Origin of the sequence: Streptomyces sp. NBC_00273 (genome assembly GCF_036178145.1) — a bacterium.
In the GTDB taxonomy this organism is placed as follows: Bacteria; Actinomycetota; Actinomycetes; order Streptomycetales; family Streptomycetaceae; genus Streptomyces.
The window spans coordinates 5249647-5273687 of sequence record NZ_CP108067.1 but is presented as its reverse complement, the minus strand read 5'-3'; the positions used below and the strand labels follow the sequence as shown (position 1 = coordinate 5273687).

General features: G+C 70.9%; 22 protein-coding genes, 1 tRNA gene and 1 pseudogene. 5 read left to right on the top strand and 19 right to left on the bottom strand.

Going from position 1 to position 24041, the window contains the following annotated elements:
• Positions 1-64: 64 nt before the first annotated feature.
• The 16 genes from OG386_RS23150 to OG386_RS23075 form a co-directional block, all read right to left on the bottom strand.
• Positions 65-1231 (bottom strand): lipid-transfer protein, encoded by a 1167-nt coding sequence (locus tag OG386_RS23150; protein WP_328789722.1) that lies wholly within the window; start codon positions 1229-1231, stop codon positions 65-67.
• On the bottom strand, positions 1228-1611 hold the full coding sequence (locus OG386_RS23145) for a MaoC/PaaZ C-terminal domain-containing protein (protein ID WP_328789721.1): 384 nt from the start codon (positions 1609-1611) through the stop codon (positions 1228-1230). Before OG386_RS23145 ends, OG386_RS23150 begins: the two co-directional genes overlap by 4 nt.
• Positions 1608-2639, bottom strand: coding sequence for an acyl-CoA dehydrogenase family protein (locus tag OG386_RS23140; protein ID WP_328789720.1), 1032 nt, complete (start codon positions 2637-2639; stop codon positions 1608-1610). The genes OG386_RS23145 and OG386_RS23140 overlap by 4 nt, the downstream gene beginning before the upstream one ends.
• Entirely contained in the window at positions 2639-3655 is a 1017-nt protein-coding gene (locus tag OG386_RS23135) for a bifunctional MaoC family dehydratase N-terminal/OB-fold nucleic acid binding domain-containing protein (RefSeq protein WP_328789719.1), read from the bottom strand. Before OG386_RS23135 ends, OG386_RS23140 begins: the two co-directional genes overlap by 1 nt.
• On the bottom strand, positions 3652-4803 hold the full coding sequence (locus OG386_RS23130; RefSeq protein WP_328789718.1) for an acyl-CoA dehydrogenase family protein: 1152 nt from the start codon (positions 4801-4803) through the stop codon (positions 3652-3654). The genes OG386_RS23135 and OG386_RS23130 overlap by 4 nt, the downstream gene beginning before the upstream one ends.
• Before the next feature lie 153 nt (positions 4804-4956).
• A complete protein-coding gene (locus OG386_RS23125) occupies positions 4957-5280 on the bottom strand; it encodes a hypothetical protein (RefSeq protein ID WP_328789717.1) in 324 nt (107 codons plus the stop codon).
• Between the two features lie 677 nt (positions 5281-5957).
• A complete protein-coding gene (locus OG386_RS23120) occupies positions 5958-6437 on the bottom strand; it encodes a DUF6344 domain-containing protein (RefSeq protein ID WP_328789716.1) in 480 nt (159 codons plus the stop codon).
• 546 nt (positions 6438-6983) lie between these two features.
• On the bottom strand, positions 6984-7109 hold the full coding sequence (locus OG386_RS23115; RefSeq protein WP_328789715.1) for a hypothetical protein: 126 nt from the start codon (positions 7107-7109) through the stop codon (positions 6984-6986).
• On the bottom strand, positions 7106-7774 hold the full coding sequence (locus OG386_RS23110) for an ABC transporter ATP-binding protein (protein ID WP_328789714.1): 669 nt from the start codon (positions 7772-7774) through the stop codon (positions 7106-7108). Before OG386_RS23110 ends, OG386_RS23115 begins: the two co-directional genes overlap by 4 nt.
• A 28-nt stretch (positions 7775-7802) precedes the next feature.
• Positions 7803-9050 (bottom strand): hypothetical protein, encoded by a 1248-nt coding sequence (locus tag OG386_RS23105; protein WP_328789713.1) that lies wholly within the window; start codon positions 9048-9050, stop codon positions 7803-7805.
• A gap of 798 nt (positions 9051-9848) precedes the next feature.
• A tRNA-Ser gene (locus tag OG386_RS23100) sits at positions 9849-9936 on the bottom strand.
• 52 nt (positions 9937-9988) lie between these two features.
• Positions 9989-10936, bottom strand: coding sequence for a trypsin-like serine peptidase (locus OG386_RS23095; protein WP_328789712.1), 948 nt, complete (start codon positions 10934-10936; stop codon positions 9989-9991).
• Positions 10937-11211: 275 nt separating this feature from the next.
• Positions 11212-12258, bottom strand: a complete 1047-nt coding sequence (locus OG386_RS23090) for a YeiH family protein (RefSeq protein ID WP_328789711.1) — start codon at positions 12256-12258, stop codon at positions 11212-11214.
• Complete coding sequence (locus OG386_RS23085) at positions 12258-12806, bottom strand: cysteine dioxygenase family protein (protein WP_328789710.1); 549 nt, start codon at positions 12804-12806, stop codon at positions 12258-12260. The genes OG386_RS23090 and OG386_RS23085 overlap by 1 nt, the downstream gene beginning before the upstream one ends.
• A 79-nt stretch (positions 12807-12885) precedes the next feature.
• Positions 12886-13791: a LysR family transcriptional regulator gene (locus tag OG386_RS23080; RefSeq protein ID WP_327384417.1), complete on the bottom strand. Its 906-nt coding sequence runs from the start codon at positions 13789-13791 to the stop codon at positions 12886-12888.
• A gap of 100 nt (positions 13792-13891) precedes the next feature.
• Positions 13892-15388, bottom strand: a complete 1497-nt coding sequence (locus OG386_RS23075; RefSeq protein WP_328789709.1) for a S1C family serine protease — start codon at positions 15386-15388, stop codon at positions 13892-13894.
• A gap of 240 nt (positions 15389-15628) precedes the next feature.
• Between OG386_RS23075 and OG386_RS23070 the strand changes: the two genes are divergently transcribed.
• The 3 genes and pseudogenes from OG386_RS23070 to OG386_RS23060 all read left to right on the top strand — a co-directional run bounded on the left by OG386_RS23070 (position 15629) and on the right by OG386_RS23060 (position 18319).
• On the top strand, positions 15629-16417 hold the full coding sequence (locus OG386_RS23070) for a glycerophosphodiester phosphodiesterase (RefSeq protein ID WP_184791803.1): 789 nt from the start codon (positions 15629-15631) through the stop codon (positions 16415-16417).
• 59 nt (positions 16418-16476) lie between these two features.
• Positions 16477-17114 (top strand): annotated as a pseudogene (locus tag OG386_RS23065) (ATP-binding protein).
• Between the two features lie 230 nt (positions 17115-17344).
• On the top strand, positions 17345-18319 hold the full coding sequence (locus OG386_RS23060; RefSeq protein WP_266483653.1) for a DUF5926 family protein: 975 nt from the start codon (positions 17345-17347) through the stop codon (positions 18317-18319).
• A 181-nt stretch (positions 18320-18500) separates the two neighbouring features.
• Here OG386_RS23060 and OG386_RS23055 read toward each other — a convergent pair whose 3' ends face one another.
• Positions 18501-19073: a hypothetical protein gene (locus OG386_RS23055; RefSeq protein ID WP_328789708.1), complete on the bottom strand. Its 573-nt coding sequence runs from the start codon at positions 19071-19073 to the stop codon at positions 18501-18503.
• A gap of 109 nt (positions 19074-19182) precedes the next feature.
• Positions 19183-19950, bottom strand: coding sequence for a bifunctional DNA primase/polymerase (locus OG386_RS23050; protein WP_328789707.1), 768 nt, complete (start codon positions 19948-19950; stop codon positions 19183-19185).
• A gap of 397 nt (positions 19951-20347) precedes the next feature.
• Here OG386_RS23050 and OG386_RS23045 point away from each other — a divergent pair, with 397 nt between their 5' ends.
• Together OG386_RS23045 and OG386_RS23040 are read left to right on the top strand one after the other, a co-directional pair.
• A complete protein-coding gene (locus OG386_RS23045) occupies positions 20348-21904 on the top strand; it encodes a PP2C family protein-serine/threonine phosphatase (RefSeq protein WP_328789706.1) in 1557 nt (518 codons plus the stop codon).
• Between the two features lie 119 nt (positions 21905-22023).
• Entirely contained in the window at positions 22024-23490 is a 1467-nt protein-coding gene (locus OG386_RS23040; protein WP_328789705.1) for an aminopeptidase P family protein, read from the top strand.
• Positions 23491-23583: 93 nt separating this feature from the next.
• On the opposite strand, the gene OG386_RS23035 is transcribed toward OG386_RS23040, so the two are convergent.
• On the bottom strand, positions 23584-24027 hold the full coding sequence (locus tag OG386_RS23035; RefSeq protein WP_327384411.1) for an ATP-binding protein: 444 nt from the start codon (positions 24025-24027) through the stop codon (positions 23584-23586).
• Positions 24028-24041 lie beyond the last annotated feature (14 nt).

Sequence of the window (24041 nt, the reverse complement as noted above, 5' to 3'; positions counted from 1 at the left end):
TGTAGGAACAGGGCCGTCCCCACCCCCTGAAGGTGGAGGGGGCGGGGGCCAGGGGGCCTGGATCTCAGCCGTCGGCGCCGAGGATCAGACCGGAGGTCGGGACCCCGGTACCGGCCGTGACGAGCGCGTGCGCCGCCCGCGCGACCTGGTTGACGGAGGTGCCGCGCAGCTGGCGGACGGCCTCGGCGATGCCGTTCATCCCGTGCAGGTACGCCTCTCCGAGCTGGCCGCCGTGGGTGTTGAGCGGCAGCGCGTCCGCAGCCACGAAATCCGCGGCCTCGCCCGGCGCACAGAAGCCGAACTCCTCCAGCTGCATCAGCACGAAGGGGGTGAAGTGGTCGTAGAGGATGCCGACGTCGATGTCCGAGGGCCGCAGCCCACTGGTCCGCCACAGCTGGCGGGCGACCACGTCCATCTCCGGCAGCCCGGTGAGGTCGTCACGGTAGAAGGAGGTCATGCCCTCCTGGCGGCGCCCGGCGCCCTGCGCGGCCGCGGTGATCACGGCGGGCGCGTGTCTCAGGTCCCGGGCGCGCTCGGTCGTGGTGACGACGACGGCCTGGCCGCCGTCCGTCTCCTGGCAGCAGTCCAGCAGCCGCAGCGGCTCCACGATCCAGCGCGAGGCGACGTGGTCGGCGAGGGTGATGGGCTTGCCGTAGAAGTAGGCGGCGGGGTTGTTCGCGGCGTGCCGGCGGTCGGTGACCGCGACGTGCCCGAATGCCTCGGGGGTGAGGTTGTAGGTGTGCAGGTAGCGCTGGGCGGTCATGGCCACCCAGGAGGCGGGGGTCAGCAGCCCCCAGGGCAGCGACCAGCCGAGCGCCGCCCCCTCCGCCGAGGGCTCCCGCTGCTGGACCCCGGAGCCGAAGCGACGCCCGGAGCGCTCGTTGAAGGCGCGGTAGCAGACGACGACCTCCGCGACCCCGGTGGCGACGGCGAGGGCGGCCTGCTGGACGGTGGCGCAGGCCGCGCCGCCGCCGTAGTGGATGCGGGAGAAGAAGGACAGGTCCCCGATGCCCGCCGCCTGGGCGACGGTGATCTCGGGGCTGGTGTCCATGGTGAAGGTGACCATGCCGTCGACATCGGCGGGGGTGAGTCCGGCGTCGTCGAGGGCGGCGTGCACCGCCTCGACCGCGAGCTTGAGCTCACTGCGGCCGGAGTCCTTGGAGAACTCGGTCGCTCCGATGCCGACGATGGCGGCGCGGCCGCCGAGCTCGTCGCGGGTGCGGACGCTCATGCCGGCACCTGCGCGGTGACCGTTCCCGTGACGTGGTGCCCGAGGCCGTTGGCCCCGACGACCCGGATCTCGATGGTGGTCCCGGTCGCGGCCGTGACGGTGCCGGTGAGGGTCATCGTGTCGCCCGGGTAGTTGGGGGCGCCCAGGCGGATGGCCACCTTGCGCAGGACGGCGCGCGGCCCGAGGTGGTCGGTGATGTAGCGGCCGACCAAGCCGTTCGTGGTCAGGATGTTCATGAAGACGTCCGGGGAACCCTTCTCCTGCGCGAGGGCCGCGTCGTGGTGCACGTCCTGGTAGTCGCGGGAGGCGATCGCGCCCGCGACGATCAGCGTGCGGGTGACCGGGATCTCCAGTGGCGGCAGCGTGTCGCCGACGTTCATGTCTGCTCTCCCTCGGCTATCGAAGCTCCGAGCTCGGCCAGCAACTCGCTGCCGCAGCCCAGGTAGGCGTCCAGTTGGCGTCCCCACAGGAAGTGCCGGTGGACGGGGTGGTCCAGGTCGGCGCCCATGCCGCCGTGCAGGTGCTGGCCCGCGTGCACGACCCGCTTGCCCGCCTCCGAGGCCCACCAGGCGGCCGTCAGCGCGTGCTCGTGTGCCGGAAGACCCCGGTCGATGCGCCAGGCCGCCTCGTACGTGGTGACCCGGATCGCCTCGGTGTCCATGTACGCGTCGGCCGCGCGCAGCATGACCCCCTGGTTGGTGGAGAGCGGCCTGCCGAACTGCTCCCGGGTGGAGGTGTGTTCCACCGCGCGGGCGAGAGAGCCCGCGCAGACGCCCGCCTGGAGTCCGGCGAACGCGGTCCGGGCGGCGTCGAGCGTGGCCTCGTACGCGCCGTCCGAACCGAGGCGCTCTCCCTCGGCCGCGGTCAGCACCAGCCGGGCCGCCGACCACGGGGCGGTGGTCTCCACCGGGGAGGTCCGCACACCGGGCGCGTCGGTACGTACGAGCCACAGCGCCCGGTCCCCGTCCGGGACCAGTACGTGCGTGGCGTCGCGCAGCCACGGCACGGCGGGGGCGGTGCCGGTGAGCCGGCCGCCCTCGGCGGTGATCCGACCGCGCGCCGGGAACGCTCCGGTGGCCACGGCCTCGCCCGTGCCAAGGGCGGGCAGCAGGCGGGCGCGCTGTTCGGGGCTGCCGTGCGCGATCACGGGAAGGATCCCGTACGCGCAGGTGGCGGCGTACGGGACCTGTGCGGTGGTGCGGCCCTGTTCCTCCAGCAGCAGGACCAGCCCGAGCAGGCCGATCTCCTCGACTGCGGCGATCAGTCCGGCCGCGGTGACGGCCTTCCACAGCTCGGCGTCGCTGCCGGTGCCCGCTTCGGCGAGGCGCTCGTGGGTGGCGAGATCGGAGAGGATCCGGGCGGCGAGACCGACCGCGGCGGCCTGCTCCTCGGTGGGGTGGAAGTCCATCAGCACTCGCTCCCGCGGAAGACGGGGAGTTCGAGGCCGGCGTCGACGCGCAGGAACTCCAGCTGGACGGGGAGGCCGATGCGCACCTTGTCGTAGGGCACGCCGGTGATGTTGCTGATCATCCGGACTCCTTCGGCGAGCTCGACGAGTGCGACCGCGTAGGGCGGGTCGAAGGCCGGGAAGGGCGGGTGGTGCATGACGACGTAGCTGAACACCGTGCCGGCGCCGGAGGCCTCGACCGTGTCCCAGTCGGGACTCGCGCAGGCGTTGCATCCGGGGAGCCACGGAAAACGGAGGGTGGTGCAGGAAGTGCAGCGCTGGATCAGCAGCTTGTGGTCGCGCACTCCGTCCCAGAAGCCCTGGTTGTCGCGGTTGATCACCGGGCGGGGGCGCTGCGACGGGGGCCGCTGTGCCGGGGGCCGCTTCACCGGTCTGGCAGCGGGCGCGTACTTGAGGATGCGGAAGCGGTGGGTGCCGGCGAGTTCCCCGTCCGCCCGGACGTTCATGCGGGTGGTCACGAAGTGGCCGGTGCCCAGCTTGGTCGTCTTGCGGGGCGACACGGTCTCGATGACGGCGTCGAAGGTGATCGCGGCGCCGGGGCGCAAGGGGTGGTGGTACTCCTGCTCGCAGTCGGTGGCGACCACGGAGGTGAAGCCGGCGCCGTCGAGGAGCGCGAGGAGGTCGTCGTAGGCGGAGGAGCGGTCCGCGTGGCCGGAGAGGCCGCCCATGGTCCAGACCTGGAGCATGGTGGGCGGCGCGATGGCGTCCGGACCGGTGTAGGCGGGGTTGGCATCGCCCATCGCCTCGCACCAGTGGCGGATCATCGGCTCGTTGACCGCGTCCTTGCCCCGGGCCGCGGTGGCGGCCGGCTGCCCCTCGAAGGCCGCCAACAGCGTGTGGAACCGGGCCGCCTCCTCGGCCTCGGCCGTAGCCCCGGTCGCTGCCGTAGCCCCGGTCGCTGCAGCTGCCGTGACCCCGGCCGTGTCCACGTCGTTCACGTCCGCGTCCGCCGTCATCGCTTCCTCCCCTTCATGCCGAGCCGCATCATGGCGACGATCTCCCGCTGGACCTCGCTGACCCCGCCGCCGAACGTGTTGATCTGGGCGGCCCGGTTCATCCGTTCGAGCTCGCCGCCCGCGACCGCCGCGGGCCCGCGGATCAGAGCCTCCTCTCCCACCACCTCCTGGCACATCCGGTACACCTCGACGGTGGATTCGGTGCCGAGGAACTTCACCCCGCTGGCATCGCCGGGGGCCAGTGCGCCGCTGCCCACGTCCTGCACGAGCCGCCAGTTGAGGAGGCGTACGGCGGCCAGGCGCGCGTGCGCCTCGGCGAGCCGGGACCGCACCCAGGGGAGGTCGGCGGGGCGGTCGCCGGTGACCGGGGCAGGAGTGCGGGCGTGGTCGAGCGCGTACGCGTAGAAGTCCTCGGCCTGCATGCCTATGGCGGCGAGGGCGACGCGCTCGTGGTTGAGCTGGTTGGTGATCAGACCCCAGCCGCCGTCCTCGGGGCCGACGAGATGGCCGGCGGGCACGCGGACGCGGTCGTAGTACGTGGCCGTGGTGGTGAGCCCGCCGACGGTGTCGATCGGGGTCCAGGAGAAGCCCGGGGCTTCGGTGGGCACCAGGATGATCGAGATGCCCTTGTGCTTGGGGGCCTCGGGGTCCGTGCGGCAGGCGAGCCAGATCCAGTCCGCGTTCTGGGCGTTGGAGGTGAAGACCTTCTGCCCGTCGATCAGCCAGTCGGAGCCGTCTCGGACGGCGCGCGTGCGCAGGGCGGCGAGGTCGGTGCCGGCCTCGGGTTCGGAGTACCCGATGGCGAAGACGATGTCGCCCGCCAGGATCCGGGGGAGGAAGTAGTCCTTCTGCTCCTCGGTCCCGTACTTCATCAGGGTCGGGCCGACGGTGTTGAGGGTGACCATGGAGACGGGGGCACCGGCCCGGTAGGCCTCGTCGAAGAAGACGAACTGCTCGTCGGCACCCCGTCCCTGGCCGCCGTACTCGACGGGCCAGCCGAGGCCGAGGAGCCCGTCGGCGCCTATGCGGCGCAGGAGTTCGCGCTGGCGGGCCGGATCATCGGGGAGGCCGTCCGGCATCAGGTCCTTGAAGTACGCGTGCAGTTCGGCGCGGAGCCGCAACTGGCCTTCGGTCGGGGCGAGGTGCACGGCGCTGGCCTCCCGGCATCACATCATCGAGGGAACCTGACTGTCCGTCAGATTCACCCGCGATGTCAAGGTCGGGGGACATGCGCGAGGACGCCCGCGCTACCGGACCCCAGCCGGTCCGGTCGCACGGGCGCCCTCAAGGATCGGAGCGGCTCAGGAAGCGGCTACCCACCAGGGGTGGAAGTTGACCGCGACGGTCGTATTGGACTGGTCGATCGCGGTGAGGGCCGAGCCGTTCACCTGAGCGGTATTGCTCTGGTTGGATGCGCCGGAACCGGTGGCCACCTGCTGCGACGTGGACGAGTTGCCGTTGTTGTCGCCGCCCACACCGCTGCCGATGATGCTGGCCACGCTCGCATTCGATCCGTCGTTCGCGAAGGAGCCGTTGTCGGCCGACGCCACCCCGCCGAAGAGGGCGGCGGCGAGGGGGAGTGCGGCGACGGCGGAGATGACGCGGGCGGTACGGATGCTTGCCATGTCTTTAGCCTCCAGAAAACCGAAGTGGGACTTGCTCCAAGGCAGTTGGCCGACCGCCTCGATCGTTCGTTCCGTGTGGTGACGACGTCGCGAGACCAGAGTTGCCCACCGAATCCCCGGCGAACCACCCCGGAGTCCCCGATTCCCCCGCAAGTATGACCAACATCGGATAAACCTGATTCACGCCCCCGAAGCCCCAGGTCAGCACCTTGGAAGCAGTTGAATCCCACGCCGCACAAGGGATGAAGCGTTCCGCCAGATCGCCATGTCCCGGACATGCCGAAAAGGGCCGCGCCGTCCGGGAACCCCACCGTCTCCCGGGCCTGCGGCCCTGCAATGCCAAGCTTCGCGCCCCTTGTGCGCCCCGGCGCAAGCCGGGGTGATCCATCCCGTGCCCAGCCCTCGGGGCACCCACGTAGCGCGATCCACGGTCACGACCGACCGGGCTCTAGCGCCTGTTACCGGGCTTGCTGCTGCTCTGTTCCTGCTGGTCCTCTTGCTGCTGCTTTCGCAGCTGCTCTCACTGCGGCTCTTGCCTCTGCTCTTACTGCTGCTCTCGTCCTTGCTCCTGCCCGGCGGCGGCGCGTACGCCTGCGAGCCGGACCCTGCGACCGCCCTGCGCCCTCGTGGACTGCGCGTACAGGGCTTCGGTACTACGGGACTGCGAGGCTCGCGGGCTACGCGGCGAGCGCGAGGGCGTTCCGGGCTGCACCGGCGGCGGCCGCAGTTCCTGCCGATTCGGCGGTGGGCGCCGCGACGGCGCCTGCAGGGACCGCGGCGTGTCCTGCGGTGTGTGCTGAAGCGGGCACTGCACTCGAGGTCAGCGTCCGGGAGGCAGTCCCGGCACCGGCACCCATGGCCGCGGCGGTGGTGGAACGTCGTACGGAAGGCGTCTTGCCGTGTGCCTCGGCGTGGATCCGCTGCTTGATGGTCGGCGGCAGCGAACCGCCCCGCATCATCGCCCGCCAGGTCCGCCGGGCCGCGACGGCCGGCCGGCGTACGGCGGTGGCCGCGGTGTCCGCAGCGGCGGGGGCGGGGGCCGGGGCGGAGGAGGCGGCCGAAGCCGGCTTCCCCGTGATGCCGAAGCCGGAGAGGATGGCCACCAGAGCGGCGAGGACGGCGGTCCAGATCGACGTGAGGATGCTGCGGTCAGTCATGACGAGGTGCCTCGATTCACGATGTTCGGACGGGCGGATCTGAATACATTCGTCATGATGTGGCCGCAACCGCACCGTCCCCACGCCCCGCGCCGATCTTCCGACAAACACCACTCGGACGGCCCAAGGACGTGCCTCAGACCCCCGCCCGAGCTCCCGGAAACCACCGGACGACGGACCTCCGAACCGGCCCTGACCTGCATGTTCGCTTCAGCACGCCGCCGACCGACCGGCAAGCCGGGAATGCCCTCGCCCGCCTTGCCCCAGTGGATCACGTACCGGACGCGCGGACGCGCGGAGGCGCGGAGGCGCGGAGGCGCGGAGGCGCGGAGGCGCGGAGGCGCGGAGGCGCGGAGGCGCGGAGGCGCGGAGGCGCGGAGGCGCGGAGGCGCGGAGGCGCGGAGGCGCGGAGGCGCGGAGGCGCGGAGGCGCGGAGGCGCGGAGGCGCGGAGGCGCGGAGGCGCGGAGGCGTGAACGCGTGAACGCGGGAGCAGGCCCGGGTCGGCGACCCGGGCCTGCTTCAGGTAAGGGGAGGAAGGTGGAGCGTCAGAAGATCCGGAGACCGATCCGGCCGAGGATGGTGCCGGCGTGCGTACCGTAGACGGCCAGCACCGCGATGCCGGCAAGGAGCACGGCGCCGATCACGGCACGACGGACGAGGCGGGCGTTCATGAGAACTGCCTTTCTTTCACGGGTACGGGGTGTGTGGCGTCACCGACGGTCAGGACCACGTCGCAGCGGTCGCGGACCGCGTCGTCGTGGGTGGCGATGACGACGGCGCAGCCCTCCTCGCACATCGTGCGGAGGATCTCGACGACCATGGAGGTGTTGTCGTGGTCGAGGGCGCCCGTCGGTTCGTCGGCGAGGACGAGGGCGGGCTGCTTGACGATGAGGCGGGCCAGCGCGACGCGCTGCTGCTCCCCGCCGCTGAGCCGGTGGACCTGTTCCTTCTCCCGTCCGGCCAGCCCGACCCGCTCCAGGGCCTCGGCGACGGTCGGAGCGCCCTTCCGCGCTCTTCGCGGCTTCATCGCGACCTCCAGATTGGCCGCGACGCTCGCGTTCTCGATCAGCGCGTAGTTCTGGAAGAGGTACCCGAGCCCGTCACGCCGGTAGTGCCGCGTGGCGCGCGGGCCGAAGCCGGTGATGTCGCGGCCCTCGTGCCGGATCGCCCCGGAGCTCGGTGCGTCGAGCAGGCCGAGGCAGTTGAGCAGCGTCGACTTGCCGGAGCCGCTCGGGCCCGTGAGCGCCAGCATCTGGCGGCGCTCCACGGTGAAGGAGAGATCGGACCAGAGGGTTCGCGGGCCAAAGGACTTGGACAGGCTCTCGATCTCGATCATGTGGACGCTCCTGCAGAAAGGTGGGGGGTCACGACTCGGTCGCCCCTTCCTTGACGATCCGGCGGTGGAAGACGACGAGGGCCACGAGCACGGCCGCGACCTCGACGGCGACGAGCACACCGGTGACACCGAGGTCGAGTCCGATGAATTCGGCGGTCGGGCGGGGGGCGGGGATGCCGAGGGCTTCGTACCGTGCGGCGTCCTGGTTCTGCTGCCACACCTGGAAGGGCACCCATCCGGCGAGCAGTACGGCGAGGACGCCTTCGACCAGCAGGACGGGACGGTGGGTGGCCGCGAAGGTCCAGCCGCTGATGTGGCGGGCGAAGATCGCCTGGGCGTTCTTGCGCGAGTGGACGATGCAGACGCCGACTCCGGTGATGAGCAGCACCGCCACGGCCACCGCCAGGTTGAACAGCTGGAGCCGGAAGTCCCCGACCACCTTGCGCAGTTCCAGCGCGGCGTCCTGCCCCACCGGAGTCATGGCGGTGACGTACGACTCGAGGTGCCGCTTCTCGACGCCGGCCGTGACGTCGTCCGGGTTGTGGAAGACGATGCTCCGCTGCGAGGCGTAGCTGGTGTAGGCCTTGTCGCTCAGGAAGGGAGCTCCGTTGGGGAACACGATGATGACGGGGTCCGTCACCAGGGAATCATCCGCTCCGGGGTTGTCCGCGGCGTGCGACTTGCCTCGCGGGTTATAGGTGAAGACGCGCTGTCCGTCCTTCGACGGCAGGGTCTTCACCTGGGCGGGAGCGATCTTGCCCGGGTCGCTCGGGCTCAGCCAGGTCGGGGTGAGCTCCTTCAGGCGGGCGGTGTGCCGTGCGAGGCCTTCGGGGACCAAGAGCCTGATCTGGTCGGGTGCCGCGGCGGTCGGTTCGATCCTTCGCCCGGCCGGGTCGAGGACGGGCTGCTTGGCGAGGAAGGACTCGTTGACGACGAGCAGGTCGCCCTTGGTCAGGCCCGGTATGCCCGCCGAGAGCCGGAGGTCCCGGTGCCCGGCGACGATGATCTGGCCGTCCCGGTCGGCTTGGCGCAACCAGGGGCCCACGTTCTCGTCCAGGCTGCGCAGGGCGGTGTCGCTCGCCAGGCTGCCGTTGAAGCGGATCGACGTGGCGTCGCCGATCTTCGCGTACGCCTCTCGGCTCTCCTGACGGGCCAGGACGTCCTGGGCGCCCAGCACGACGGCCGTCGCGATGCTGAGGGCGAGCAGGAGCGCGGGTATCCGTACGAGATAGGCGCTCACCGACGCGGCGCGCGGGCAGCTCACCCTTGAGGGCACGCAGTACGTCCGTCTGGAACGTCAGCCAGAGCATCGCGCAGTGGGTGACGAGGGCGATGAGGCTCAGGGCGAGCGTGCAGCCCAGGGCGATCGGGGCGAACCGGCCGATCCACGCCAGCCCGTTGTAGAGGCCGAGGAGCAGCAGCGCCGCGGCGGACACCGCGGCGCAGGCGACGGCCCAGAACGCGCCGAGTTGCCGCATGTCGCGCAGCAGGATCTGCCCGAACGACTTCCCCTGGAGCCGCTGCACTCCGTAGGCCTTGGCGTTGAGCAGGACGCTCGCCCCGGTCATCGTCACGACGGCGAGCGCGACCACGAAGAACGAGCGGTACAGCGCGCTGTCGGCGTAGACGGTGGTCAGCTGCGCCAGGGAGAAGGGTTGATTGACGGAGGCGACGAGGCCGAGATCGTCGAGGGTCCGGGTCAGCGAGGGGGCGGCCGCGTCCGGTCCGAAGACGTAGTAGAAACCGCGCGGGTCACGCTGTCCCAGCTCCGCGACGGGGTGCACGTCGGTGTGGTAGCCGCGGCTGAACGCGGGATAGCCGTCCTTCAGCCAGTCGGAGTGCGGGCCGCACCTACCCCGAGGGCACCGAGTGGCCCGACGGCGACTGGGGTGCCGTGTGGTCGGTCATGAGGACCCTGGCGAGCCTGCACGGCGACGAGGGCGTCCGCCTCGTCGTCTGGTTCGAGGACTGACTCCGCCCGGGGTGCACACGTGCCGAGGCGCGGGACAGCTCGCATGCAGAAGGGGTGCCACCGGATCGGTGGCACCCCTTCTGAGCTGGGCCTCGGCCCGCTTGGCGGTGGGTGTGGGATTTGAACCCACGGTGACTCGCGCCACGACGGTTTTCAAGACCGTTCCCTTAGGCCGCTCGGGCAACCCACCTGGCCGGTACAGAGTACCGGCCAGGTGGGGATGGCGGGAGCGGCTCAAGGGGTCAGGACGTCTGCGCCTTGTCGTATGCCGCCTTCGCCTCGTTGCCGAAGTACGGGCCGTACATCCGGTTCGGGAGGAAGGTGTAACCGAAGCTGTTCACCGAGACCTGGGTGCCCAGGCCCGTGGCCTCGTTGAAGTCCTGGAACCAGGGGCCGCCGCTGGATCCGCCGGTCATGTTGCAGCCCAGGCCGTGGTCCTTGGTCAGCAGGAAGTCCTTGCCGCTGTTGCCGCTGCAGTAGACCAGCTTGGTGCCGTCGTACGGTGCCGCCGCGGGGAAGCCGAAGGCGTACATCTTCTTGTTGTAGCCGCCGTTGAAGGCGATGCCCTGGGCTCCGACGGCCTGGCTGAGGGTCTGCCCGTTCAGCGGGGCGACGACGGCGAGGCCGACGTCCATGTTCATGTCCTCGCTCGCGGCCCACTGGTCGGTGGCGAAGGTCTTGGTGGCCGACCATTGGCCGTAGGGGGCGGAGCCGTTGTTGTAGGCGGGAACGAAGACCCAGTTCGTGTGCCAGGCCCCTTGGTACTTCACGCAGTGACCGGCCGTGATGACCGTGCTGCCGTTGGCGCTGGTGACCGAGTCGCCGGAGCAGGATGCGGTCCGGTCGCCCATCGTGAAGAAGACTCGCCCCGAGGTCTTCACCACGGCGCCGCCGCCCGTCCACGCGCCGCCCGCCTGCGGGAACGCCGTGGGGGACGCCGCCGCCGTCGGGGCGATGGTCGTGGGGGTCGCCGACGTGGCGACCGGGGTGCGGGCCGCGCCGGGGACCGCCGTCACGTCGAGCGGCGCGGCGCCGCGCATCCGCTCGGCGGTCCAGAAGCCGTGGGTGTGCTGTTGCCGGAAGGACGCGGGGGCATCCGCGGCGATCGAGGGGCCGGCCGCCGTCAGGGCGCCCGCGACCAGGGCGCCGGCCGCGAGCAGGACGGACAAGGCCGTGCGATGACGATTCACGCATGACTCCTTCTGCCGTGCCCGGGCCGGGTGGCGAAGCCGGGCAGGGTGGGGGTGAAGAGCGGTCGGTGCGGATCGGCTGTGCGCGGTTCGCGGTTCGCGGTGCATCGTGCGTCGTGCGTCGTTCGGATTACCGGGCAGGGTGGCACGGGTGCGCCGCAATGTCAGCGGGCAGTCGGAACGTTCGGTCGGTTCCGGCCAGGAAATGGCCAACTCCCGGCCGTTACACCGCCGCACGCACGACGCCAGCCGGCGCCTTACGGCGCCATACGGCGTCACACGGTCAGCATCACGCCCGCGTACGAAACCCCCGCCACCACCACCCAGGCCCCGAGCCCCAGTGCTGCGGCCCGCCCGCCGGTCCGGGCCAGCGTCGGCAGGTGCACCGCGCTCCCCAGGCCGAACAGGGCCGCCGCCAGCAGGGCCTCCTGGGCGGTGTGCGCCCACTCCAGCGCTACGTCGGGCAGTACCCCGGTGGCGCGCAGCGCGGCCGTGGCCAGGAACCCGAGAACGAACAGCGGCACCGGCGCCGGCCTGCGGCCCGAGGCGGTACGCACCCCGCGGCGCCGGGCCCGTACCGAGAAGGCCACGGCCGCCACCAGCGGGGCGAGCAGTGCCACGCGCATCAGCTTGACCAGTACCGCCTCGCCCAGGGCTGCGGGGCCCGCGGTCTGCGCGGTGGCCACGACCTGGCCGACGTCGTGGACCCCGGCGCCGACCCACCGCCCGAAGGCGGGGTCGGAGAGCCCCAACGGCCCCTGGAGGAGCGGGAGTATCCCTATGGCGAGCGTCCCGCAGAGGGTGACCAGTGCCACGGAGGCGGCCACGTCCTCCTCGTCGCTGCCGGACACCTCGCTCACCGCGCCGATCGCCGAGGCACCGCAGATCGAGTACCCGGTGGCGATCAACAGCGGCTGATCGCCCGGGAGTCCCAGCCGGCGGCCCAGCCAGAGGGTGCCGAAGAAGGTGGCCGCGACCACGCCGACCACCATGGCCACGGTGGCCCAGCCCAGCCGGAGCACCTGGTCCAGCCCCAGGCCGAGGCCCAGCAGGACGATGCCCATCCGCATGAGCCGACGGCCGGCCAGGGAGAGTCCCGGGCGCGCGGCCGCACGTACGAACGTCCGCAGGCCCGGCAGGTGCGCCACCGCGATGCCCAGCACCACGGATGCGGTCAGCATCGGCACGGCGGGTACGAGGCGGTGGACGCACCAGGCCGTCAGAGCGCCACCCACAGCCATCGCCAACCCGGGCCACGGAGTGGGTGTTTCACGTGAAACATCCCGGGCCGCCGTGCTCTGAGGGCGGTGGAGGAGGGCCATCAGTCGACGGGGAGCGTGTAGACGCGACGGATGCTGGTGCCCAGCCGGGAGACGTCGGCGCCGTACACGTGTACCGATATCGCCTTGGTCGTACAGGAGTTGCGCACCTTGTGGATGTCTCCGGGCGGGGCGAACCCACAGACGTCGCCCTGGGCGTTCACCACGTCCTCGGTGGCCACCAGCCGGGCGGGCCCGGCTCCCGGCGCGAGCCGGAAACGGCGTTCGCTCTCCTCACCCTGGTGCACCCCGGCCACGCACCAGGACACGTGGTCGTGGATGCACGTCTCCTGCCCGGGCAGCCACACCAATGCCACGACGGAGAAGCTGCCGTCGGCCTCGGCGTGCAGGATGTGCTGCCGGTACCGCTCCGGGTCGCCTTCCCGCTGCGCCGGGCTCAGCAGGTCGGGCGCGCCCAGGTGCGGGGCGAGCCGTTCGCCCACCAGGTACGCGGTGAGGTCGGGAGCCAGCCCCCGCTCCACGACGGTTCGGATCTCACTGACGAGGGCGGCCATCCTCGTGGTGGTGCGGGCCGGCGTGGTGGTGGTCATATCGGCAGCGTGCTGCCGGCCTTCCATCACGTCCAACGACAGTTATGACCTGAAATCCCAAGCGCAGCTTATGGATTGGTCAGCAGCCGACCCGGTTCGCCGCCACCTGTTTCAGCGCGTTGAGCACCACGGCCGTCGCCGGGATCCGCAGGTGGTCGCGGTAGACGTACGCGGCGATGTGCCGACGCGCAGCCGGCTGGAGGGCCCGGCCGCAGACCCGGCTCAGTGAGAGGGAGGGCAGCACCAGCGCGGGCATCATCGCCACGCCGAGCCCCTGTGCGACCAGGCTCTGTACGACCAGGTTGTCGTCGGTGGCGAAGCGGATGTCGGGCACGAAGCCCAGCTCCGCGCATTCGTGCAGCAGGTTCGCCCGACAGCGCGGACAGCCCGCGATCCACCGTTCCTCGGCGAGGTCTGCCAGGTTCACGGCGCGGCGGCGGGCCAGCGGATGCCCCGTCGGCAGCAGTACCGTCAGCTGGTCCTCCAGCAGCCTAACCTCGGCGACTTCCTCCGGGATCTCTTCGTGCAGGCCGGGATAGGTGAAGGCCAGGGTGATGTCGCATTCCCCGCGCTCCAGTCGGCGCAGCGACTCGGGGGGCTCACCTTCCAGCAGTTCCACCTGTATGCCCGGATGGTCCTTGGCCAGGCCGCTCAGGGCCTCGGGGACGAGGGTGACATTGGCGCTGGGGAAGCCGCACAGCCTGACCCGGCCGGTGCGCAGCCGGGCGTACGCCCTCAGCTGTGCCTCGGCGGCGGAGAGGTTCCCGAGGATGGTCTCGGCGTGCCGGGACAGGGATTCCCCGGCCTCGGTGAGCTGCATCTTGCGGCCCACGCGGGTGAACAGCGGGGTGCCGACGGCGCGTTCGAGCGCCTTCATCTGCTGGGTGATGGCGGGCTGGGTGTACCCGAGCACGCGGGCGGCAGCCGAGTACGACCCGGAGGCGACCACCGCATGAAAGGTCCGTATGTGCCGAGAATCGAACACCAGCGAAGCATAAGCGGACGTTGGAGGGGCCGTAGGCGGAATCCCGCCTACGGCCCCTCCTCATCGGGCCGCCGCCGCGACCGGTGGTGCTCGAGTGCTGCTACTTGTCGCCGACCCGCGAGCCGAGCGTGATGTCGACCGTGGTCGGCTTGCCGCTGCGCAGGTAGGTCAGCTTCACGGTATCGCCGGGCTTGTACGTCCAGATCATGCTGATCAGGGTCGGGCCGCTGTCGACCGGCTTGCCGCCGAACTCGGTGATGACGTCGCCGGGCTTGAGGCCCGCCTTGCCGGCCGGGCCGTTCGGGTCGACCAGCTCGTTGGCGGCCGCGCCCTGATCGGAGATCTTGGCGCCCTCGGACTTGGCCTGGAGGTCGACCGAGACCGAGATCACCGGGTAGACCGGCTTGCCCGTCTTGATCAGCGACTCGGCGACGTTCTTCGCCTGGTTGATCGGGATGGCGAAGCCGAGGCCGATCGAACCGGCCTGGCCACCGCCGAAGCCGCCGTTGCCCGCCGACTGGATCGCGGAGTTGATGCCGATGACCGCGCCGCGCCCGTCGAGCAGCGGACCGCCCGAGTTGCCCGGGTTGATCGAGGCGTCCGTCTGGAGGGCGCTCATGTACGAGTTCTTGCTGCCGCTGCCGTCTCCGGAGGCGACCGGGCGGTTCTTGGCGCTCACGATGCCGGTGGTGACCGTGTTCGACAGGCCGAAGGGGGCGCCGATCGCGATGGTCGAGTCGCCGACCGCGACCTTGTCGGAGTCGCCGAGGGGCAGCGGCTTGAGGCCGGCCGGCGGGGTCTTCAGCTTGAGGACGGCGACGTCGTAACCCTGAGCACGGCCCACGACCTCGGCGTCGTACCGCTTGCCGTCGGAGAACGTTGCAGAGAGCTTGCCGCCGTTGGCCGCGGAGGCCACGACGTGGTTGTTGGTGAGGATGTGGCCCTGCTGGTCGTAGACGAACCCGGTGCCGGTGCCGCCTTCGCCGTCGCCGGCCGAGGCCTCGATGGTGACCACGCTGGGCAGGGCACCCGCGGCCAGGCCTGCGATGGAGCCGGCCTCGCGCTTGATGTCCTTGGGGGTGTTCGCGGCGCTGATCGTGGTGGAGCCGGTGCCGTTGTTGCTGCGCTCGGCGGCCCAGTAACCGACGCCACCGCCGATGCCGCCCGCAAGGAGGGCCGCCACGAGCACGGCCGCGACCAGGCCGCCCCTGCCCTTCGGCTTGGGCGCGGGGGCGCCGTCGGCGGTCAGGGGAGCGCCCCAGACACCTCCGCCGTGGCCGCCGCCCGCACCGTACGCCGGCACCATGGGCGGCGGGGGCGGCCAGCCCTCGGCTCCGTGCGCGGCCGGGGCAGGAGCCTGGCCGTAGACCGGGGGTACCTGTGCGGGAGCCTGGCCGTAAGCCGGGGGTGCCTGTGCGGGCGGAATCTGCTGGGTGGGCTCGGTGCCGGGCGCCGGGGTCGGCGGGATCTGCTGGGTCACCGGCTCGCCGGCGGCGGGCGCGGGGGCCGCATCCTGCGTCTCGGAGGCCGGAGCAGGGGGTACGGACGGGGCCGCGGGGGGTGTCGGGGCCGCGGTGCCCTCGTTCTCGGTGCTCACAGCGCTCTCTCCTCGTCACACACGGCTTCGGAAAATTCTCTGGCGATATCGGTCCGACTGAACGTTCGACGTGCCGCACAAGTTCCTGGGCAAAGCCTTTCCCATGACCCGTCAGAGCACTGTAAGCCGGACCTGTGCATCTCTCCCCATTCTTTATATCCGACATTTCGGATGCACTCCTGGGGCCGACCCCGACGCCCGGGCACCTCTCGGTGGCACCATGACCCGGTGACCCACGCAATGCCGCGCACCATCCAGGTCGTCGCCCACCGCGGCGCCTCGGAGGATGCCCCCGAGCACACCCTGGCCGCCTACCGCAAGGCCATCGAGGACGGCGCCGACGGCCTCGAATGCGATGTCCGGCTGACCGCGGACGGCCATCTGGTCCTGGTCCACGACCGCCGGGTGAACCGCACCTCGAACGGCCGCGGGGCCGTCTCCGCCCTGGAGCTGGCCGATCTCGCCGCCCTCGACTTCGGTTCCTGGAAGGACCGCGAGGAGTCTCCCGACTGGGACGCGGACCCCGAGCGCACCTCCGTCCTCACCCTCGAGCGCCTGCTGGAGCTGGTTTCCGACGCCGGACGGCCGGTACAGCTCGCGATCGAAACGAAGCACCCGACCCGCTGGGCCGGACAGGTGGAGGAGCGCCTCCTCGTCCTCCTCAAGCGCTTCGGATTGGACGCCCCGCCCGCCGAGGGTCCGCACCCCGTGCGGGTCATGAGCTTCTCCGCGCGCTCCCTGCACCGGATCCGGGCGTCCGCGCCGACGATCCCGACCGTGTACCTGATGCAGTTCATCTCGCCCCGGATGCGGGACGGGCGGTTGCCGGCCGGCGTGACGATCGCCGGTCCCGGGATGCGGATCGTGCGCAATCACCCCGGCTTCATCCACAAGCTCCAAGGCGCGGGCCACTCCGTGCACGTATGGACAGTGAACGAACCCGAAGACGTTCAGCTCTGCGCTGATCTAGGCGTGGAAGCAATCATCACGAACAGACCACGCCAAGTTCTGTCCCAACTCGGCCGCTGAAGTCCCCTTTTGCACACCCGCCACCCCCAACTCGTCCGTTACAGGGTGTGCTCCGGCGCATCCGCTCCGCATTCGGTCGGTATGAATGCGTCAGAGGAGTCCGCTTCGGGCTCCTTCGACGGTTTCCGGTCCAGGCCATTGGGGCATCCAGACCATGCGTGGGGCTAAGGAGGTTCCGGGGGTGGCGTTGGTGGTGGCACAAGAAGTGCCCACGTCGTCGTGCATGGACGTACGCCATGGTCCTGCGGGCGTGGGCGAGGCGAGACACCGGATGCGCGAGCAACTGCGTATCGGTGGGGTGCCCGAATCGGTCGTGGACGATGCCGTACTGATCCTTTCCGAACTGCTCAGCAACGCCTGCCGACACGGCAGGCCGCTCGGCTCTCGGGAAGTCGGGGACGGGGAAATACGTGCCGCGTGGCGCGTGGACAGAGCGGGACGACTGACGGTCGAGGTCACGGACGGAGGCGGGCCCACCCGCCCGGTTCCTGCCACGCCCTCGGTCACCGCACGGGGCGGCCGGGGGCTGAACATCATCAGCGCCTTGGCCCAGGACTGGGGTGTCCGGGACGGAGCGGCGGGTGAGGTCACCGTGTGGGTGATCGTTGCTTGTGGGCCCCGGCACGAGGATTTCGCTACGCGCGTTGCGCCGCCGGCGATCGACTTCAGCACGGCGTTCGACGACCTCGATCCCTGAACCCGGGATCCCCGACCGCACGACCGACACGCCAGCACGACCGACACGACCGAACACGAGAGCAAGGCAGCACGACAGCAGCACAGCAGTACCGGTCATCCGCACAGGCGGCCGTCCGGGAGCGCACGCCGACCGTGCTCCCGGCCGCACCCAACCGGTTCCGGCGGTACGAACGGCTAGGCTCGCGCCCAGACACGACGCCGTACCGCCGCAACCGGGAGACACGCACGATGGCCAAGAAGCGCCCCGCAGCCAAGACTGCAAAGCCGCAGCTCAACAACGGTGAGATCCCCGTCGTGGGCGCCCGCGAGCCCTGTCCCTGCGGATCCGGCCGCCGCTACAAGGCCTGCCACGGCGCAGCCGCCGCGCACGCCGTCACCGAGCACGTGCGGCGACCCTTCGAGGGGCTGCCGGGTGAGTGCGACTGGGTCGCCCTGCGCGAACTGGTGCCCGCCGCCACCGTCCCGCTGTCCCTCAAGGGCGGTCTGCCCGAGGGCGTCCCCTCCGTCACGCTGGTGACCGTACTGCCCATGGCCTGGCCGGCGCTGCGCCGTGAGGACGGGTCCGTCCTCCTCGGCCTGCAGAACGACTCGTCCTCCGGAGACCTCGGCCGCGACATGGCCGACACCCTGGAGCGTGCCCTCGTAGCGGAGCCGGGTACGCCGGTTGCCGCCCGCCGGGTTCCCGCCGAGGGGCCCCGACTTCAGGATCTCCTGGACGCCGACGGCGGTTTCGAGCCGGTTGTGCACACCGGGTTCGAATTCTGGATTCCGGAATCCGAGAACGCCCAGAACGCCTCCCCGGAGATCGCCGCCTCGCTGGAGCGCGCCAACGCGGCTGCCATTCCCACCGTCAAGCTGACCGGCGTTGACGCCGCCTACTGGTGCGAGACGCCGGACAAGAACCACCTGCGCTGGGTCATGCCGCACCCCGAGGAGAAGCTGCTCGACGCCCTCGCGCGGCTGCACGCGGCCGGCACGTCCTCGCTCGGGGAGGGCACGAAGCTCGTCGGCTCCTTCCGCGCCCACGGTCTGATGGTTCCCGTCTGGGACCTGCCCACCGGGGTCACGGCCGACGACGTCGAGAAGCCCGCGGCGGAGTTCGCGGAGCGGCTGGCCGGGGCTCTGGCCACGGACGCCCCGCTGACCACGGAGGAGCGCCGGGCGCGCGGCGGACTCACCAACCGCCAAGTGACGCTCAGCTGACCGAGCGCCCGTGTGGAGTCGGTGACCGGAGTCACAACTCCCGCTAATCGTCTGCAAATCGGTGTCTGAATATCGGAGATCGAATTTGCGAACAGGCGATCTCTTGTTACCGTTCTTGTAGCCCGGTCGCTGGTGCATCCCCCGTCGCCAGCGACCGGGCCCTTGATTTTCAAGGGTGCGGTCAACCGTCACCCGGTGCCGGTGAGTTGCTCCCGGACCTCAAGAGCAGTTCCCCTTCATCATCCGGAACTGCAAATTCCGCTACAGCCGAGTAACTCGCCGGATCGCCCGCCGAGGCCTCCTTCGGCGTCTCGCACAAGCCCGGCTCGTCGCCCGCACCCACCGCACACCGGATCTGAACCGTGCGCCCGGCCGGACCCATTACCGTCAGCGCGGCGTCCAGCGCGCGACCACTTGTGTTCCGGTAGTAACTCCGGCCCCATGTCTTGCCTTCACCGATCAACACACAGGTTTGTGCTTCCACCCCCTGCGGCGAAGACAGTTCGGGTCCGCAGTGGGAATCCGTACGGGGCTGTTCGGCCGGGCCGGGTTGCTGCGGGCCGGCCGTCGGAGCCGAGCGCGCGGGCGCCGCGGGAGACGTGCGGGAGGAGTCCGAAAGCCCGAGCGCCGAGAACAGGCCGCCACCTTTTCCGTCCTCCTGACCTGCAAAATCCGGCTCGGCGATCGCCCCGGCGAGCGGGAGCGACAAGATGATCAACACACCGGTGCCGATACCGATCAGGCGGAGATTCATTCGCCGAAGATAGCGAGGAGGGAATGGGGCGCGGAGATCCCCGCGCCCAATTCCCTTGGAAACTCGCCCCACCGACACCCGTACGAGTGATCCGCACAAGACCGGCAGGTCAGTACGCGAGCCTGCTGCCACCGCCTGGTGCACCACTGCTGGCCTCGACCAGCGCGTCAACGACCGCCTCGATCTCGGGCAGCCAGAGGTTTCCCTCCTGCGCCTGCAGCAACTGCGCGTGCGCCCGCGCCGACCGTGCCCACGGCCGCTGCGCCGCCGCCTGCGCCCGCGGCTCCCGTTCCCAACGCACCTGGCCACCGCTGGAGGCGGCGGACGGCGGCAGCAACAGGTAGCCGCCTTCACCGTGGAAGCGCAGGGAGGAGGGCACGTGGTCCTTCGCGTACAGGAGTTCGCCGAGCCGCTCCAGCGAGTACGGCGCCACCAGCAGCGCCCAGCGGGTGGGCGTGGCCACGACCGGACCGAGCCGCATGCCTTGCGCGTCCAGTCGTACGAGGGCGCGCGCGGCCGCGCCGGCCGGCAGGCTCACCGCGCACGGGGCGGTCCCTCCGGTGGCCATCAGGACGGGGGCGGCGGGCCGGTTGGTCCACCACCAGGTCACCATCCGGGAGTCGGTGGTGGCGGCGAGCAGTCCGGGATCGAAGGGATGCGCGCCGGGGACGGCGCAGTCGGGGTCGGGGCAGGCACATCGCTTGCCGTCCGCGCCGGACCGGCCGACGCCGGGCAGGACGGGCCACTGCCAGGTGGTGGCGCAGACGAGCGCCGCGTCGAGGAGAGCGGACGTACTGCCGCTCCGTCCGGGGTCGGGGCGCAGGGATTGAAAGCGATCGCGGAGCCGCTGGAGACGCCTTCCGAGGATCTCGCGCATGTGCGCTCGTTCCTTTCCGTTGAACGCCGAGGGCCACATCACACCATGTAACCGGTGTCTCACCACACGTACAGGTTTCGCGTCACTGTCCGCCAGAAGCAGGTTCACACGGTTCGTGCAGTCTTCTTACAGGTCCATCAAACGTCCCGCGGGGGTGGAGCGCGACCCGCGCCGGCCACCTAGACCGGCGGCCGCCGCTAAGGACGACGGCCCGCGCCGGGTGGTTCCCGGCAACGCCAACTGGCCGCGCACATCAACGAGTACGTACCCGAGGCCCCTGCGGAGCCCGCTCAGTCGATCGCAAAAACCGACCGCCTCCCGCTTTTTCCGGCCAAGTTCTAGCCTTGGCTCGACAGTGAGTTGCCGTCTCACGGACACCAGGATTCCCACCTGGGCAATGCTGGACATGCATCCATGTGTGCGTGTAGATGTGGATTCCTTGATGGCGGCGCAGCACGATCTGGGGGTTTGCGATGCTATTCGGCGAATCGCACCAGGTGGAAAGGCGGACGCCATGAGCGCTCCGCATCTACCGAAAGTGGCTGGAATCGATCCAGCAGCAACCGCGTCGCCGGACACTACGGCGCCCGCGCCCGCCCGGACCACCCCCGCACCGGCCCCTGCGCCCGGCGGCCCGGGCAGTGTCATCCAGGACCGGCTGGCGGGCATGGTCTCGGACCTCACCACCCTGCACGAGCTCACCGAGCGCCTCGCCCGTGCCCGTGACCTCGACACCTCGCTGCGCGAATTCCTGCGCGCCGGAGCCGCGCTCGTCGGCGCCCGCCGCGGCCTGATCGTCCTGGAGCCCTCCGACGGACTCGGCCCGACCAGCACGATCGGCCTCGGGCTCGGCCACGCGGAGCTCGGCCACATCGAGACCGTGCCGCGCAGCGCCACCTCCTACGGCCGGATCCTCGATGGTCTGCCGGACGCGCAGGGCGGCTCCGATTTCCTGCCCGAACCGGGCGCGCCCCCCGGATCCGGAGGTTTCGCCGCCCCCGTGGACCCCCGCCACCGCGAGGTCGCCGCTCGGCTCGGCTACGCCGCGAGCTACTCGCTCCCCCTCACCGCCGAAGCCACCGGTCGGCTCGGCGCGGCCGTCTGGCTCTACGACGAACAGGCCGAGCCGAGCGACCGCCAGCGCGACCTCGCCGGGCTGTACGTGCGGCACGCCGCCGAGCACCTGGCCCGGATGCTGGAGGTGGAGCGCTCCCGCTCGCACCTGGCCACCGTCTTCGAGGAGCTGCTGCCGAGCCGGCTCCCCCGGATCCCCGGGGTCCAGCTCGCGGCCCGCCACCACACGGGACCGCTCGGCGGGGGCGACTGGTACGACGCCCTGCCGCTGCCCGAGGGCGCCCTGGGACTGGCCGTCGGCTCGGTCACCGGATCCGGACCGAGCGCCGTCGCCGCGATGGGGCGCCTGCGCGCATCGCTGCGCGCCTACGCCGTCATGGAGGGCGAGGACCCCGTGGCGGTCCTGTCCGACCTGGAACTGCTGCTGCGCCTCACCGAGCCCGCCCGCGCCGCCACCGCGCTCTTCGCCTACTGCGAACCAGTCGGGGGGCCGCAGTCCGAGGGCCGGGGCAGCAAGATCATCCTGGCCGGTGCCGGGCACACCCCGCCGCTCCTGATCGGCGAGCACCGCACCGAGTACGTGGAGACCTCGCTCTCCGCGCCCCTGGGCATGCTGTCCTGCTGGGAAGCGCCGAGCGTGGAGATCGAACCTGCACCCGGAGAAACGGTGCTTCTCTACACTGACGGGCTGCTGCACCACACCGGCGACCCGATGGACCGGGCGTACGCCCGGCTGCACGCCGCTGCTGCGGGGGTCCCCCGCAGCGTCCGCGAGGACCCGGCGGCCCTGTGCGAGCACATCCTGCGGACCGTGCTGCCCGGCGGGGAGCCGACCGATGCCCCCGAGGACATCGTGCTGCTCGCAGCCCGGTTCGAATGAGGCGCGGAGCCCGTTCCGAATCGTGACGGATTCCACGATTCGGAACGGCTCTCTACGCACACGCATACGATGGATGCGGTCCACACCCAGGTCCGTACCGTCGTAGCTGAGGAGAAGACGTGGCTGACGAGCTCACCCCGGAGACCCCGGAAGAAGAGCAGCCCAAGAAGACGCACAAGCAGCGCAAGAACGGTCTGTACCCGGGCGTCAGCGACGAACTCGCAGAGAACATGCGCAGCGGCTGGGCCGACACCGAGCTGCACGGGCTGGAGCCCATCGCCCAGGCCGGGCACACCCTCGCCCGCCGCGACGCGCTGTCCCGGCGCTTCCCGGGCGAGCGCCTCGTCATCCCCGCGGGCCGCCTGAAGACCCGCTCGAACGACACCGAGTACCCCTTCCGGGCCTCGACCGAGTACGCCTACCTCACCGGCGACCAGACCGAGAACGGCGTCCTGGTCCTGGAACCCACCGGGGCGACCGGTCACACCGCGACCGTCTACCTGCTGCCGCGCTCCGACCGGGAGAACGGCGAGTTCTGGCTGTCCGGCCAGGGCGAGCTGTGGGTCGGCCGCCGTCACTCCCTCACCGAGGCCGAGCAGCTCCTGGGCATCCCCGCGCAGGACGTCCGCAAGCTCGCCGAGGCCCTCACCGAGGCCGAGGGCCCGGTTCGCGCCGTGCGCGGCCACGACGCGGTGATCGAGTCCGCCCTCACCGACAAGGTGACCAAGGAACGCGACGAGGAACTGCGCGTCTACCTCTCCGAGGCCCGCGCCGTGAAGGACGCGTTCGAGATCGGCGAGCTGCAGAAGGCCGTCGACTCCACCGTCCGCGGCTTCGAGGACGTCGTGAAGGTCCTGGACAAGGCCGAGGCCACGTCCGAGCGCTACATCGAGGGCACCTTCTTCCTGCGCGCCCGGGTCGAGGGCAACGACGTCGGCTACGGATCCATCTGCGCCGCCGGCCCGCACGCCTGCACCCTGCACTGGGTCCGCAACGACGGCGACGTCCGTTCCGGTGACCTGCTGCTGCTCGACGCCGGTGTGGAGACCCACTCCCTCTACACCGCCGACGTCACGCGGACGCTGCCGATCAACGGCACGTACACCGACATCCAGCGCAAGATCTACGACGCGGTCTACGAGTCCCAGGAAGCCGGCATCGCCGCGGTGAAGCCGGGTGCGAAGTTCCGCGACTTCCACGACGCCTCCCAGCACGTGCTGGCCGAGAAGCTCGTCGAGTGGGGCCTGCTGGACGGCCCGGTCGAGCGCGTGCTGGAGCTGGGCCTGCAGCGTCGCTGGACCCTGCACGGCACCGGCCACATGCTCGGCATGGACGTCCACGACTGTGCCGCCGCGCGCACCGAGGCGTACGTCGAAGGCACGCTGGAGCCGGGCATGTGCCTGACCGTGGAGCCGGGTCTCTACTTCCAGGCCGACGACCTGACCGTGCCCGAGGAGTACCGCGGCATCGGCGTCCGGATCGAGGACGACATCCTCGTCACGGAGGACGGCAACCGGAACCTGTCCGCCGGGCTGCCCCGCGCCTCGTCCGAGGTCGAGGCCTGGATGGCGCGCCTGAAGGGCTGACGCCTGCGCGTTGCGCATCGGTGGGCGGGATTCCTTTTCGGGGTCCCGCCCATCGGCGTTCCCAGGACACCCGACCCATCAGGCTCACGGCGCCTACGACACCTTCAGCAGCGCGTCGTCGCGCCACTTCAGGATCTTGTCGAAACTCACCACCGCGCCACGGCCCGGCCGGTTGCGGAAGCGGACGTGATCGGCGAGTTCGGCGATCAGGTGCAGGCCCCGGCCGTGTTCGGCCAGGGAGGGTCTGCGGCGGGCCACCGTCGTGGGCGGGAACCCCGGCCCGGAATCGGTCACCTCGATGCGGCAGCAATCCCCGTCCAGATAGGCCGTGACGTGGTACGCCTCGGTATCGTCCGGGATTTCACCACCCCCGCCGTGCTCCACCGCGTTCGCACACGCCTCGCCCAGTGCCACCGAGAGATCGAAGGAGATGTCCGGGTCCACCCCCGCGGTCTCCATCGTCCCCAGCAGCAGTCGCCTGGCGAGCGGCACGCTCGCGGCTTCGCGCCTCAAGTGGAGAGACCACCAGATGCTCATACGGTTACCTATTG

Coding starts and splice junctions, on each gene's coding strand:
- OG386_RS23060 (WP_266483653.1), top strand. CDS start 17,345: ATGGCCAAGAAGCGCCCCGCAGCCAAGACTGCAAAGCCGCAGCTCAAC.
- OG386_RS23090 (WP_328789711.1), bottom strand. CDS start 12,258: ATGGCCCTCCTCCACCGCCCTCAGAGCACGGCGGCCCGGGATGTTTCA.
- OG386_RS23050 (WP_328789707.1), bottom strand. CDS start 19,950: ATGCGCGAGATCCTCGGAAGGCGTCTCCAGCGGCTCCGCGATCGCTTT.
- OG386_RS23070 (WP_184791803.1), top strand. CDS start 15,629: ATGCCGCGCACCATCCAGGTCGTCGCCCACCGCGGCGCCTCGGAGGAT.
- OG386_RS23115 (WP_328789715.1), bottom strand. CDS start 7,109: ATGAACGCCCGCCTCGTCCGTCGTGCCGTGATCGGCGCCGTGCTCCTT.
- OG386_RS23045 (WP_328789706.1), top strand. CDS start 20,348: ATGCTGGACATGCATCCATGTGTGCGTGTAGATGTGGATTCCTTGATG.
- OG386_RS23135 (WP_328789719.1), bottom strand. CDS start 3,655: ATGACGGCGGACGCGGACGTGAACGACGTGGACACGGCCGGGGTCACG.
- OG386_RS23145 (WP_328789721.1), bottom strand. CDS start 1,611: ATGAACGTCGGCGACACGCTGCCGCCACTGGAGATCCCGGTCACCCGC.
- OG386_RS23085 (WP_328789710.1), bottom strand. CDS start 12,806: ATGACCACCACCACGCCGGCCCGCACCACCACGAGGATGGCCGCCCTC.
- OG386_RS23035 (WP_327384411.1), bottom strand. CDS start 24,027: ATGAGCATCTGGTGGTCTCTCCACTTGAGGCGCGAAGCCGCGAGCGTG.
- OG386_RS23125 (WP_328789717.1), bottom strand. CDS start 5,280: ATGGCAAGCATCCGTACCGCCCGCGTCATCTCCGCCGTCGCCGCACTC.
- OG386_RS23110 (WP_328789714.1), bottom strand. CDS start 7,774: ATGATCGAGATCGAGAGCCTGTCCAAGTCCTTTGGCCCGCGAACCCTC.
- OG386_RS23150 (WP_328789722.1), bottom strand. CDS start 1,231: ATGAGCGTCCGCACCCGCGACGAGCTCGGCGGCCGCGCCGCCATCGTC.
- OG386_RS23120 (WP_328789716.1), bottom strand. CDS start 6,437: ATGACTGACCGCAGCATCCTCACGTCGATCTGGACCGCCGTCCTCGCC.
- OG386_RS23055 (WP_328789708.1), bottom strand. CDS start 19,073: ATGAATCTCCGCCTGATCGGTATCGGCACCGGTGTGTTGATCATCTTG.
- OG386_RS23140 (WP_328789720.1), bottom strand. CDS start 2,639: ATGGACTTCCACCCCACCGAGGAGCAGGCCGCCGCGGTCGGTCTCGCC.